Origin of the sequence: Micromonospora sp. CPCC 206060, from assembly GCF_036906895.1 — a bacterium.
In the GTDB taxonomy this organism is placed as follows: Bacteria; Actinomycetota; Actinomycetes; order Mycobacteriales; family Micromonosporaceae; genus Micromonospora.
The window spans coordinates 1-14,002 of the sequence record NZ_JBAKHU010000104.1; the positions used below are offsets into that span (position 1 = coordinate 1).

The 14,002-nt window shown below is 72.8% G+C and carries 6 protein-coding genes; 3 read left to right on the plus strand and 3 right to left on the minus strand.

Going from position 1 to position 14,002, the window contains the following annotated elements:
- The 3 genes from V6U90_RS30600 to V6U90_RS30610 all read right to left on the minus strand — a co-directional run.
- Positions 1–1,967: condensation domain-containing protein (locus V6U90_RS30600; RefSeq protein ID WP_334444145.1), on the minus strand; the 1,967-nt coding region annotated here is incomplete at its 3' end.
- Positions 1,964–8,518 carry an amino acid adenylation domain-containing protein gene (locus V6U90_RS30605; protein ID WP_334444147.1) on the minus strand — a complete coding sequence of 2,185 codons (6,555 nt, stop codon included), beginning with the start codon at positions 8,516–8,518 and terminating at the stop codon, positions 1,964–1,966. The genes V6U90_RS30600 and V6U90_RS30605, both read right to left, overlap by 4 nt.
- 94 nt (positions 8,519–8,612) lie before the next feature.
- Positions 8,613–9,599 (minus strand): TauD/TfdA family dioxygenase, encoded by a 987-nt coding sequence (locus V6U90_RS30610; protein ID WP_334444149.1) that lies wholly within the window; start codon positions 9,597–9,599, stop codon positions 8,613–8,615.
- A 218-nt stretch (positions 9,600–9,817) separates the two neighbouring features.
- On the opposite strand from V6U90_RS30610, the gene V6U90_RS30615 reads away from it, so the two are divergent.
- The 3 genes from V6U90_RS30615 to V6U90_RS30625 all read left to right on the plus strand — a co-directional run.
- Positions 9,818–10,036 (plus strand): MbtH family protein, encoded by a 219-nt coding sequence (locus V6U90_RS30615; protein ID WP_334444152.1) that lies wholly within the window; start codon positions 9,818–9,820, stop codon positions 10,034–10,036.
- An 11-nt stretch (positions 10,037–10,047) separates the two neighbouring features.
- Positions 10,048–11,943, plus strand: coding sequence for a non-ribosomal peptide synthetase (locus tag V6U90_RS30620; protein ID WP_334444155.1), 1,896 nt, complete (start codon positions 10,048–10,050; stop codon positions 11,941–11,943).
- Positions 11,940–14,002, plus strand: a 2,063-nt coding sequence (locus V6U90_RS30625; protein WP_334444158.1) for a condensation domain-containing protein, incomplete at its 3' end; no start/stop codon positions are given. The genes V6U90_RS30620 and V6U90_RS30625, both read left to right, overlap by 4 nt.

Consider the following 14,002-nt stretch of genomic DNA (forward strand, 5'->3'; position numbering starts at 1 on the left):
ATGAGGACGCCTTTGGGGTGGCCGGTGGAGCCTGAGGTGTAGATCAGGTAGGCCGGGTTGCGGTCATCGACGGCGACGTCGAGCGGCTCGGCGGGTTCGTCGGTGAGGGTGGGGTCGCCGAGGTGTATCCGTGGGCCGGGGTACCAGTCGAGTTGGTCGGGGGTGTCGACCAGGGTGACGGGGTTGCCGGTGTCGGTGAGCATCCAGCGGAGCCGCTCGGCGGGGTGGTCGGGGTCGACGGGGAGGTACGCGGCGCCGGTTTTGAGGATGGCGAGCAGGGCTACCGGGAGGTTGACGGATCGGTGGGCGGCGACGGCGACGATGGTCTCCGGTGCGGCGCCGAGGGTGATCAGTCGGTGGGCGAGTTGGTTGGCGCGGGCGTCGAGTTGGGCGTAGGTGAGTTGCTGGTGCTCGTCGGTGACGGCGATCGCGTCGGGGGTGGTGGCGGCCTGCGCCTCGATCAGCCCGTGGAGTAGGGCGCCGTGGGGGTAATCGACGTGGGTGTCGTTCCAGTCGGCGAGTTGGGCGAGTTCTGCTTCGGTGAGCATGGGTAGCCGGGTGACCGGGGTGTCCGGATCGGCGGCGATCGCGGTGAGCAGTTGCTGGTAGTGACCGGCGAGCCGTTCGACGGTCGCCACGTCGAACAACGCCGTCGGGAAGTCCACTCCACCGGAGAACGACCCGTCGGCCTCCTCGGCCACCCCGAGCGTCAGGTCGAACTTCGCCGTCGCCGGGCCGGCGGACAGCTCCTCCCCCGTCAGGCCGCCCGCCTCGAAGCCGGCCGACCCGCTCTCCTGCCAGAGGAACATGGTCTGGAACAGCGGGTTTCGGGACAGGTCCCGCTCCGGGGACAGCGCGTCCACGATCCGCTCGAACGGCACGTCCTGGTGGGACTGCGCGGCCAGTACGGTCTCCCGGACCTGGGCCAGCAGCTCGGTGAAGGTGGGCTCACCGGACAGGTCGGTCCGCAGCACCAACGTATTGAGGAAGAGCCCGACCAGGTCGTGCACCTCCAGCCGGTCCCGACCGGCGGCCGGGGTACCCACCGCGATGTCGGTCTGCCCGGTGTAGCGGGTCAGCAGCACCTCGAAGGCGGCCAGCAGCACCATGAACGGGGTGGCGTTCTGCGCCCGGCCCAGCTCCCGGAGCCGGCCGGCCACCTCGGCCGGTACCGCGAAGGTGACCAGTCCACCGTCCGGGTTCCAGACCGGCGGCCGGGGCCGGTCGGTCGGCAGCTCCAGCGGCGTCAGCCCGGCCAGCCGGTCCCGCCAGTAGTCGACCTGCTTGTCCAGCCGGTCCCCGGCGAGCCGGGCCCGCTGCCAGACCGCGAAGTCCGCGTACTGGATGGGCAGCGGGGTGAGCGGGGACGGCTGGTCGGCGACGATGGCTCCGTACAGGGCGGCCAGTTCCCGGAGGATGATCCCCTCCGACCAGCCGTCGGAGGAGATGTGGTGCATGCCGAGCACCAGGGCGTGCTCGTCGTCGCCGAGCCGGACCAGCCGGGCCCGCAACGCCGGCCCGGCGGCCAGGTCCACCGGCTCCGGCGTACCGAGCAGAGCGGTGAGGCGCTGCCCGGCCGTCTCCCGATCGGTGTCGCCGAGATCGGTGACGGTCACCTCGACCGGCGCGGGCGGGTCGATGACCTGCGCCGGTTCACCGTCGACCACGACATAGCGGGTCCGCAGGATCTCGTGCCGGGCCACCAGCCCGGTCAGGGCCCGACACAGCGCGTCCGAGTGCAGCGGACCGTGCAGCCGCAGGCCGACGGACATCAGGTACCCGGTGCCGCCGGGCTGCAACTGATCGAGCACCCAGAGCCGGTGCTGCCCGAAGGACAGCGGCAGCGGACCGGTACGGGGCGCCGGGGCGATGGTGTCGGCGGCGCGGCGGGACTGTCCGGCACCGCGCAGGCGCCGCTGAAGCAGTTCCTGCCGCAGGGACCCGCTCGGGGCGTGGCTCGCGGTCACAGGTTGCCCTCCTTGGACAGCAGTTCCGCCACCTCGGCGTCGGAAAGCTGCGCGATCTCGTTCTCGATGGCCGTGTACACCGCGTCGGCCAGGTCGGCCACCGTCGTCTGCTCGAACAGCAGGCGCAGCGGCAGGTCGATGTCGAAGCTCTGGCGCAGGTGCGCGAGCACCCGGGTGGCCAGCAGCGAGTGGCCGCCGAGGTCGAAGAAGTCGTCGTGGACGCCGACCCGGTCGACTTCCAGCACGGTGGCCCAGACGCCGGCCACCGTCTCCTCCACCGGGGTACGGGGTGCCTCGTACGCCCGCCCCACGTCGGCGCGGACGGGCACCGGGGCGGGCAGTGCCCGGCGGTCGACCTTCTTGCTGGCGGTCAACGGCAGCGCGTCCAGCACCATCCACTGGGCCGGGACCATGTAGTCCGGCAGCCGGTCCCGCAGGTGGGCCCGGAGTTCACTGACCGCCGGCGGGGTGCCGTCCCGGCACACCAGGTAGGCGACCAGGCCCTTCTCCCCCGGCTGGGTCTCCCTGGCCACCACCACGACCGCGCGGACCGCCGGGTGCTCGGCCAGGGCCGATTCGATCTCACCGAGTTCGATCCGGAAGCCCCGGATCTTGACCTGCTGGTCGATCCGGCCGAGGAACTCGATCGTCCCGTCCGGCCGGTACCGGACCAGGTCCCCGCTGCGGTAGAGCCGGCCGCCGGGTCCGCTGCCGAACGGGTCGGGTACGAACCGGTCGGCGGTCAGTCCGGGCCGGTTCAGGTAGCCCCGGGCCAGCCGTACCCCGCCGAGCAGGAGTTCACCGGGTACCCCGACCGGTACCGGGTTCAGGTGGTCGTCGACGACGTAGGCCCGGGTGCCGGGTACCGGGCGGCCGATCGGCAGGGCCGCCTCGACCCGCTCGCCGGGCAGGTCGCCGGTGACCGGGTGCAGCAGGCAGGTGACGGTCGCCTCGGTCGGGCCGTAGTTGACCAGGAACCGGCCGGGCAGTCCGGTGGCCGCCCAGCGCCGGGCGTCGGCGACGGTGACCACGTCACTGCCGACGTTCATCAGCTTCAGGTGCCGCAGCCGGTCGTCGCCCGCCGGCAGGGCGTCCATCACCTCCCGGTAGTAGGCCGGGGTGATCTCCATGTGGGTCACCCGGTGCCGGGCGAGCCGGTCCGGCAGCTCGGCCGGGCTCCAGAAGACCGGGTCGCTGACCACCAGGGTCGCCCCGGCCAGCAGGGTGGCCATCATGCCGTCCATCGCCACGTCGAAGGTGAGCGCGGAGAGCAGCACCACCCGGTCGCCGGGGTTGATGTCGTACGCCCGGGCGATGACCCCGCAGTGGTGGGCGTACGCGCCGTGCGCGATCATCACGCCCTTGGGCTGTCCGGTGGAGCCCGAGGTGTAGATGACGTAGGCGAGGCTGTCCGGCCCGGTCGACGGGTCCGGGGCGGTCGCGTCCCGACCGGCGATCACCGCCCGGTCGGCGTCCACGGCGACCACGGTGACCCCGTCGGCGGCGACCCGGTCCGCGAAGCGTTCCTCGGTGACCACGACCGTCGCCCCGGCGTCGGCGAGCATGAAACGCAGCCGCTCGGTGGGGTGGTCCGGGTCGATCGGGAGGTACACCCCGCCCGCCTTGAGTACCGCGAGCAGGACGACCACCACCTCCGGGCCGCGCTCCAGGCAGACCGCGACCGGGACCTCCGGGCGTACCCCGAGTCCGCGCAGGTGGTGGGCGAGCCGGTTGGCCCGGGTGTCCAGTTCGGCGAAGGTCAGCCGCTGGTCGTCGAACTCCGCCGCCACGACGTCCGGGTGCTGCCGGACCCGCCGGGTGAACAGCTCCAGCACACCGGCTCCGGCCGGCCCGTCCGAGGCCACCGGCTCGGCCGGCCCGCCGGCGGTGAGCACCGGGTCGCCGGTGGTGGGCACCGGCTCGCCGGCCCCCGGCCCGAGCAGGTGCGCCCGCTCGGCGTCGGTGAGCAGGGTCAGATCCCGCAGGGCGGTCCCCGGCGCGGTCGCCAGCTGGGCGAGCAGATGCAGGTAGTGCCCGGCCATCCGCTCGACGGTGCTGCGGTCCCAGAGCGCGGTGGCGTACTCGAACCAGCAGCGCAACCGGCCGTCCGGATGCTGCTCCACGGAGAGGGTGAGGTCGAACTTGGCCACCGGGTACGCGCTGTCGACGTGCTCGATGGTGGTCGGGCCGAGGGTGGTGGTCATCCGCTCCAGGTGCTGGAGTTCGAACATCACCTGGAACAGCGGGTTGCGGGACAGGTCCCGGCCGGGCCGCAGCGTGTCGACCAGCCGCTCGAAGGCGACGTCCTGGTTGCCGAAGGCGTCCGTCACGGTGCGACGCACCTGGTCGAGCAGGGCCGGGAAGGGCTGGTCGTCGACCAGCTCGGCACGCATCACCAGGTTGTTGACGAAGAAGCCGAGCAGGTCCTCGGTCTCCTGCCGGGTCCGGCCGGCGACCGGGGTACCGACGGCCACGTCGTGCTGGCGGGCGTACCGGCCGAGCATGACCTGGAAGGCCGCCAGCAGCACCATGAACAGGGTGGCGCCCTCCCGGTTGCCCAGCTCGGCGAGGGCCCGCCCGACGTCGGTCGGTACGTCCACGATGACGTTGTCACCGGCCGGGTCCCGGGGCACCGGGCGGGGCCGGTCGGTGGGCAGCTCCAGCGGGGTCAGCCCGGCCAGTTGGCGGGACCAGTAGGCGAGCTGCCCGTCCAGTTCGGGGCCGTCCTGGCGGCCCGCCTCCCAGGCCGCGAAGTCCGCGTACTGCACCGGCAGGTCGGGCAGTGCGGTGGTGGCAGCACCGCCCGGGGCGTACGTCCGGTAGAGGGTGTCCAGCTCGCGCAGGAAGATGTCCATCGACCAGACGTCGAAGGCGATGTGGTGCAGGGTCAACGCGACCAAATGTTCGTCGGCGGCCACCCGGATCACCAGGGCCCGGATCGGGCGTTCTGTGGCCAGGTCGAAGGGGCGGCTGGCCGCGGCCCGCAACAGCCCGTCGGCGCGGTCGGCGGCGTCCGGGGTGCCGGTGAGGTCGATCAGCTCACCTCCGACCGGTGCCGGCGGGTCGACCACCTGCACCGGTTCCCCGTCCACGGAGCGGTAGCGGGTACGCAGGATCTCGTGCTGGTTGACCACCTCGTCCACCGCCCGGCGGAACACCGCCACGTCGAGCGGGCCGGTCAGCCGCATCGAGATCGGGATGAGATATTCGAGGCTGCCCGGTTCGAGCTGGTCCAGAAACCACATCCGGCGCTGGCCGAGGGAGAGCGGCAGGTCCCCGTCGCGCGGTACCGGCCGGATCCCCGCCGGGGTGCCGGTACCGGCCGGCTCGTCGGTGGACCCACCGGCGTCCGGCCGGGCGGCGTCGAGCACGGCGGCCAGTTCGGCGACGGTGGGTGCGGTGAAGAGCTGCCCGACGGTCAGTTCCGCGTCGAGGGCCCGCCGCAGCCGGAGCACGCCACGGATGGCGAGCAGGGAGTGGCCGCCGAGGGTGAAGAAGTTGTCGTGCCGGCCGACCCGCTCGACGCCGAGCAGTTCGGCCCAGATGCCGGCGACGGTCCGCTCGGTGTCGGTGACCGGTGCCAGGTACCCCCGGGCGGCGCCGGGGCGGGGGCCGTCGGGCGCCGGCAGGGCAGCCCGGTCCACCTTGCCGTTCGGGGTCAGCGGCAGGGTGTCGAGGCCGATCACGGTGGACGGGACCATCGCGGCGGGCAGCCGGTCGGCGAGTGCGTCCCGCAGCCCCTCCGGGTCGATCCGGGCACCGGCGGTGGGTACCACGTACGCGACCAGTTCGGCGTCGCCCGACGGCGGCCGGTACACGGTCACCACCGCCGCGTCGACCGTCGGGTGCCGCCGCAGCGCGGCCTCGACCTCGCCCGGTTCGATGCGTACCCCGTGCAGCTTGACCTGGTGGTCGAGGCGGCCCAGGTACTCCAGGCTGCCGTCGGTGCGCCACCGGGCCAGGTCACCGGTCCGGTACAGTCGCTCCCCCGGCGTGCTGCCGTACGGGTTGGGAGTGAACTTCTCCCCGGTCAGGCCGGGCCGGCCCAGGTAGCCACGGGCCAGGCCGACGCCACCGAGGCAGAGCTGACCGGCCACCCCGGCCGGTACCGGCCGGTCGTCGGCGTCGAGGACCAGCACGGTACAGCCGGGCAGCGGACCGCCGATCGGGACGATCTCGGTCCCCTCGTCACCCCGGTAGCGCCATGCGGTCGCGTCGATGGAGCACTCGGTGGGGCCGTAGGTGTTCCAGACCTCCACGTCCACCAGGGCGCGGAGCTGGTCGCAGAGCGCCGCCGGCAGCGGCTCACCGGCGGAGCAGACCAGCCGCAGCGCGGTACAGCCGGACAGGTCGGACTCGTGCAGCAGGACCCGCAGCACGGACGGCACCAGTTGCAGCACGGTGACGTCGTGCGCGTGCATGGCGCGCAGCATGGCGCCCGGGTCGCGGTGTGCGTCCGGGGCGGCCAGCACCACCGCGCCGCCGCTGACCAGTGGGGCCAGGAACTCCCACATGGAGGCGTCGAAGCCGAGGGCGGTCTTCTGGAGGACGCGGTCGCTGGCGGTGAGCCGGTACTGCTCGACCGACCAGAGCACCCGGTTGCGGATGCCGGCGTGGGTGACCACCACGCCCTTGGGCTGCCCGGTCGACCCGGAGGTGTACATGACGTACGCGGCGGCGTCCGGGTCGGTGGCCGGTGTCCAGTCGGCCGCCGGGCCGGTCTGGTAGGGCTGCGCGGTGTCGACCAGCACCACCCGGACGTCGCCGGTCGGCAGCAGGTCCCGCAGACCCGACTCGGTGACCAGCACCGACACCCCGGCGTCGGCCATCATAAACTCCAGCCGGCCGACCGGCTGGTCGGGGGCGAGCGGCACGTAGACACCACCGGCGAGGAGCACCCCGAGCAGCGCGGTCACCAGGTCCGGTCCGCGGTGCACGGCGACCCCGACCGGGGTACCGGTACGGACCCCCACGGTGCGCAGGTGGGCGGCGAGCGCGCGGGCCCGGCCGGCCAGCTCGGCGTAGCTGGACGCACCGCCGTCGTCGGCGATCAGCGCGGTCGCGTCGGGGGTCGCCGCCGCCTGGGCGAGGAAGAGTTCCGGCAGCCCTGGGCCGGCGGCCCGGTCGGCGCCCCGGCTCCACCCGCTGAGCAGTTCCCGGCGCTCCTGCGGGGCGAGCAGGTCCAGCCCGTCGAGCAGCGCCCGAGGGTCGGCGACGACGCCGGCCAGCAGGTGCAGGTAGTTGGCGACCATCCGGCGTACCCGGGCGGCGCCGAAGAGCGCGGTGGGGAAGAGCACCTCCCCGTGGTACGAGCCGTCCGGTTGCCCCACCAGGTGCAGGGAGAGGTCGAACGCGGACGAGGTCCACGAGGTGGGGTGCTCGGTGACGGTCAGGCCGGGCAGGGCGAACGGGTCCCGGTCGGCGTTGTGCAGCCCGAACCCCACCTGGAACAGCGGGTTGCGGGACAGGTCCCGCTCCGGGGCCAGCTCGGCGACGATCCGGTCGAACGGCACGTCCTGGTTGCCGTAGGCGTCCAGGGTGGTGGTCCGGACCTGGTCGAGCAGGTCGGCGAAGGACGCCGGGCCGGCGAGGTCGGCCCGCAGCACGACGGTGTTGACGAACAGACCGATCAGGTCCTCCAGCTCGACCTCGTTGCGGCCGGCCACCGACACCCCGACCGTCACGTCGGTCTGGCCGGCGTACCGGCCGAGGAGGAGCTGGAAGGCGGCGAGGAAGACCATGAACGGGGTGGCGCCCCGGTCCCGGCCGAGCCGGGTCAGGGCGGTGGCGAGGTGCGCCGGCACGGTGAGGGTGAGGCTGTCGCCGGCCGCCTGCCAGTGCGCGGGCCGGGGCCGGTCGGTCGGCAGGTCCAGCGGGACCAGCCCGGCCAGCCGCTCCCGCCAGTAGCCGACCTGGTCGTCGACGTGCGGCCCGGACAGCCAGGACTCGCGCTGCCAGGCGGCGAAGTCCGCGTACTGCACGGGCAGCGGCGGCAGCGGGCTGGGTCGACCGGCGGCGAACGCCCCGTAGAGGGTGTGCAGTTCCCGGGCGAGGACGCCCCAGGACCAGCCGTCGAAGGCGATGTGGTGCACCACGAGGAGCAGCACGTGGTCGTCGGCCGCGCAGCGGATCAGCCGGGTCCGCAGCGGCGCCTCGCTCCGCAGGTCGATCGGGAGGTGCAGGGCGGCGTCCACCACCTCGTCGAGGCGGCTGTCCCGGTCGGTCGCCGGCAGGCCGGTCAGATCGACGACGTCCACCTCGACCGGGCCCGGCTGATCGACCACCTGCACGGCGCGGCCGTCCACCGCGTCGTACCGGGTCCGCATGATCTCGTGCCGCGCGGTGATCTCGGTCAGCGCGGCCCGCAGCACCCTGGTGTCCAGCGGGCCGCGTACCCGTACCGCCTGGTGCAGGAGATACTCGCTGGCGCCGGAGCGCAGCTGGTCGACGAACCAGAGCTGCTCCTGCGCCGGCGACACGACGTAGCCGTCCTCGTCGTCCGGTAGCACCGCCCCGCCGGTGCCGACGTACCGGCTGTCGCCGTCTGCCATGGGTCTTCGCCTCCAGGTGGTGGTAGGTGTTAGGAAGGGCCCCTTCCCATCGTTTTCGGTATAGGAAGGGGCCCTTCCTAACGCCGTCGACAGGTCAGGCCCGGACGGCCGCGCGGTACGGCTCGGCCATCGCCACGGCGATCTTCCGGTCGCCGGTGAACGGTTCCCGGGCGTGCGCGGCGAGCATGTTGTCCACCACCAGCACGTCGTCGCGCTGCCAGTCGAAGCGCCGCTGGGCCGCCCGGTAGCAGTCCCGCAGGTGGGCCACCACGTCGTCCGGGATACGTCCGCCGTCGCCGTAGTAGGTGTTCGTGGGCAGGTCGGTCTCGTCGAACAGTTCCCGCAACCCGACGCAGACCTCCTCGGCCAGGGTGGTCACGTGGAAGAAGGTCACGTGGTTGAACCAGAGCAGCTCACCGGTGTCCGGGTGCCGGTGCACGGCGTCGCGCCGGGCGCGGGTACGCAGCCCCGAGCCGGTCCACTCCACATCGATGCCGCTGCGGGCGCAGTAGCGGGCCGCCTCGTCCCGGTCGTCGGTGTTGAACGCCTGCTGCCAGGGCACGCCGAAGCCCTCGTGGAAGTTCCGCACCACCATCCAGCCCCGGGCGGTGAACTCGTCGCGTACCGCCGGATCGATGCACTGGTGCACCAGGCGGGTGTCGGCGAGCGGGGTCGCGCCCAGCGTGGCCGACGGCCGCAGGCAGTAGAAGTACAGCGTCATCGGCCAGTCGGCCTGGTAGGAGTTCTCGTTGTGCAGGAAGATCTCCTCGGCCGGCGGATAGTCCGTCGAGGTGTAGACCTGCCCCTTGATGGTGCTGCGGGGCGACGAACGCTCGGCGTAGTCCAGCGGGGCCCCGGAGAGCGCCCGGACCACGGCGTCGAAGCCGTCCACCCCGCCGATGTCGAACCCGCGCAGCAGGACGGCCCCGTGCTCCCGGAGCCGGGCCCGGATCGCGGTCCGCTCGGCAACCAGCCGACCGCCGACCGGCTCCCCCGGTGTCCCGGCGGTCAGGACGAACGGAAGCGGTTTCTCGGCCGACCCGCTCGGCAGCGGCGGGACCGTCGTCCGGGACGTACTCATCGCTTCTCCTGTCGACCTCTGGGCTGCCGGTTACGCAGCACGGCTCAGCTTCTCCGCTGAGGCACCGGTCAGGAAGAGAAGCCCCGGCAAGGCTCGGTACGCGATTTTCTGCCGGTTCTTCTCTACGTCCGGCGATCGGCGTGCCGGCAGGGTTTGTCCGGCAGTGGGACCAGTGCCGTGTCGTACGACGCGGCTGCCCTTTCGAAGGAGGAGCCGGCATGTCCGACGAGAACGCCGACGGGCGCACGTACCGGGTCGTGGTGAACGACGAGGAGCAGTACTCGATCTGGCTGGGTGACCGGGAGCTGCCACGGGGGTGGCGCGCCGAGGGCACCGAAGGCACCCGCGAGGAGTGCCTGGCCCGGATCGAGCAGGTGTGGACCGACATGCGCCCGCTGAGCCTGCGTCGGCGTATGGAGCAGGCGGCGGGCCGGTAGTCGTGACCGCCATGGCGAAGCTGACCGCGACCGACCGGCACCGGGTGCCGATGGAGTGGAACGACACCACGGTCCGGTACCCGACCGACCCGTGCCTGCACGAACTGGTCGAGGAGCAGGTACGGCGTACCCCGGACGCGATCGCCGTGGTGTCCGACGAACGGACCGTCCGCTACACCGAGCTGAACCGCGAGGCCAACCGGCTCGCCCACCGGTTGCGGGCGGCCGGGGTGGGCCCGGAGTCGGTGGTGGGGGTCTGCCTGCACCGGGGGGTCGACCTGGTGGTGGCGCTGCTGGGGGTACTCAAGGCCGGCGGCGCCTACCTACCGGTGGACCCGGACCACCCGGCGGACCGGATCCGCTACCTGCTCACCGACTCGGGTGCGGTGACCGTCGTCACCGGCCCGGGGATCGACCACCAACCGCTGGCCGCCGCCACCGGCGCCCCGGTCCGGGTCGACGGCGACCACCCGGGGCTGCCGGACGGCGACCCGGAGCCGGTCGCCGGTCCCGGCAACGCCGCCTACGTCATCTACACCTCCGGCTCCACCGGCCGTCCGAAGGGCGTGGTCGTGGAGCACCGGTCGATCGTCAACCGGGTGCGCTGGATGCCGGACGCCCGGGGCGTCGACGGTGGCGTGGTGCTGCAGAAGACGCCGTTCAGCTTCGACGTCTCGGTCTGTGAACTCTTCTCCCCGCTGACCACCGGGGCGACCCTGGTGATGGCCCGGCACGGCGGCCACCGCGACCCGGCGTACCTGGCCCGGGTGGTGGCCGAACGGCGGGTCACCTCGATCCGGTTCGTGCCGTCGATGCTGCGCGCCTTCCTGGACGTGCTGCCCGCCGGCCGGGCCGGCCTGCCGTCGGTACGTCAGGTGCTGTGCAGCGGTGAGGCACTCCCGGCGGACCTGGTGGCCGCAGCGCACGAGCGGCTCGACTGTGCGGTGCTCAACCTGTACGGGCCGACCGAGGCGGCGGTCGAGGTGACCAGCACGCACTGTTTACCCGGCGAGGCGGTGACCATCGGCCGGCCGGTCGCCAACACCCGCACGTACATCGTGGACGGCGACCTGCGGCCGGTACCGGTCGGCGAGACCGGGGAGCTGATGCTCGCCGGGGTGCAGCTCGCCCGGGGCTACCTCGGCCGGCCCGGACTGACCGCCACCAGTTTTGTCCCCGACCCGTTCGCCGAGCGGCCCGGGCAGCGCATGTACCGCACCGGCGACCTGGCCCGGTACCGGCCGGACGGAAGCATCGAGTACCTGGGCCGGCTGGACCACCAGGTGAAGATCCGGGGCTTCCGGATCGAACTGGGCGAGATCGAGTCGGTGCTCGTCGAGCACCCGGCCGTCCGCGCCGCCGTGGTGAACCTGCACCACGGCGCGGTCGGCGGCCCGCAGCTCGTCGGGTACCTGCTGCCCGCCGGGCCCGACCCGGTCGACCACCGGGCGGTCCGCGCCCACCTGGCCGAGCGGGTACCGGACTACATGGTGCCGCAGAGCTGGGTGACCCTCGACGAGTTGCCGCTGACCAGCAGCGGGAAGGTCGACCGGCAACGGTTGCCGGAGCCGGCTGCGGTCGGATCGGCGGCCGACGGGCCCAGCTTCGTCGCACCGCGTACCCCTACCGAACAGGCCGTCGCCGAGGTGTGGACCGAGGTGCTGGGCATCGACCGGTGCGGGATACACGACGACTTCTTCGACCTCGGCGGTCATTCCCTGCTGGCCACCCAGGTCATCGCGTTGCTGCACGAACGGTTCCCGGTCGACCTGCCGGTCAGTGCGGTGTTCGAGGCACCGACCGTGGCGGAGTTGGCGGCGGTGCTCCAACGGGCCGTCGAGGAGCGGGTGGCCGGGATGTCCGAGTCCGAACTGGAAACGATGTTGGCGCAGGTAGGCGAAAAGTGAATCTTCCCGAGGGCCCGTCCCGATCCGTCCCCGCGCCGGCTTCCGTCGGCGTCGCGCCGGATCCCGCGAACACTCCGACGGTCTCCGCGACCGACACCCCGGCCCCGGCCGACGCCCGTCGCCGGGCGCTGCTGGAGTCGCTGCTGGCCGGGCGGGCCCCGGCCCGTTCGCGGGTCGCTCCGGCCGCGCCGCAGCGGCCGACCGGTCCGCTGCCGCTGTCCTACCCGCAGCAGGGGGTGTGGCTGCTCGACCAGATCCGGCCCGGTGGGGCGGAGTACGTCGTACCGTTCAGCTGGCGGCTGACCGGTCCGCTGGATTCGGTGGCCCTGCGCGACGCCTGGCGGGAGGTCATCCGGCGGCACGAGGTGCTGCGGACCCGTTACCGGGTCGTGGACGGCCAGCCGGTGCAGGTGGTCGGCCCGGCCGAGCCGGTGGAGCTGCCGGTCGCCGACCTGACCGGGTGTGCCGCGCCGGAGCGGCAGGAGCGGTTGGCCGGGCTGATCCGGGACGAGGCGACCACGCCGTTCGACCTGGGGCGGGATGCGCCACTGCGGGTCCGGCTGGTCCGGCTCGCCGAGGACGACCACGTCATGGTGCTGGTCGCCCACCACATCGCGTTCGACGGCTGGTCGGTGGGCGTACTCGCCCGGGAACTCGGCGCGCTCTACCCGGCGCTGGTCGCCGGTCAGCCGGCCCCGCTCGCCCCGCTGCCCATCCAGTACGCGGACTTCGCGGTGCAGCAGCGGGACCGGGCAGCCGGCTGGACCGGGCAGCTGGACTACTGGCGGGACCGGCTGGCCGGGCTGACGCCGTTGGAGTTGCCGACCGACCGGCCCCGCCCCCCGATGCAGGATCCCCGGGGTGCGACGCTGCCGTTCACCGTGCCGGCCGACCTCGGCCGCGCCCTGGCCGCGATCGGGCGGCAGCACCGGGCGACGCCGTTCATGGTGCTGCTGGCCGCCTTCGAGGTGCTGCTGGCCCGCTACACCGGGCAGACCGACATCGCGGTGGGTACCCCGGTCGCCGGGCGTACCCGCCCCGAGGTGCAGGACCTGATCGGCTACTTCGTCAACACGCTGGTGCTGCGGACCGACCTGTCCGGTGAGCCCACCTTCACCGAGGTGCTGGACCGGACCCGGGCGGCGGCGCTGGCCGGGCAGTCCCACCAGGACGTGCCGTTCGAGCGGATCGTGGACGCGCTGTCCCCGGAGCGGGACCTGTCCCGCAACCCGCTGTTCCAGACCATGTTCGTGATGCAGAACGCAACGGCAGCCGACTTCGCCGGTGCGGGGCTGCGCGCGGAGCAGGTGCCGACGCTCTGGCACACCGCCAAGTTCGACCTGACCATGCAGGTGACCGAGGAGACCGACGGGTCCTTCTCCGGGGTGGTCGAGTACGCGACGGCGTTGTTCGACGTGGCGACCATCGAACGGCTCGCCGGTCACTACCAGCAACTGCTCACCGCGATCGCCGCCACCCCCGACACCCCGGTCACCCGGCTACCCATGCTCACCGGCCCCGAACTGGCCCAACTCGCCGCCTGGAACGACACCCACGTCGATTACCCCCACGGCGCCCTACTCCACGGGCTGATCGAGGCGCAGGCCGCCACCACCCCCGACGCAATCGCCGTCATCGACGACCGGGACGAGCTGACCTACGCCCAGCTCGACGCCCGCGCCAACCAACTCGCCCACCGACTCCATGCGCTCGGCGCCGCACCGGAGACCATCGTCGCCGTCTGCGCCCACCGATCCGTCGATCTCCCGGTGGCCCTGCTCGCCATCCTCAAAACCGGCGCCGCGTACCTCCCCGTCGACCCCGACCACCCCGCCGAGCGGGTGCGATACATGCTCACCAACGCGGGCGACCCACTGCTGATCGTGGACACCGCCACCGCCGCCCGCCTCGACTGGTACCCCGGAACGACCGTGCACGTCACCGACGACACACTCACCCGGGAACCCGACACCGACCCGAAGGTGACGGTCGACGGCCGCAACCCGGCCTACCTGATCTACACCTCAGGCTCCACCGGCCACCCCAAAGGCGTCCTCAT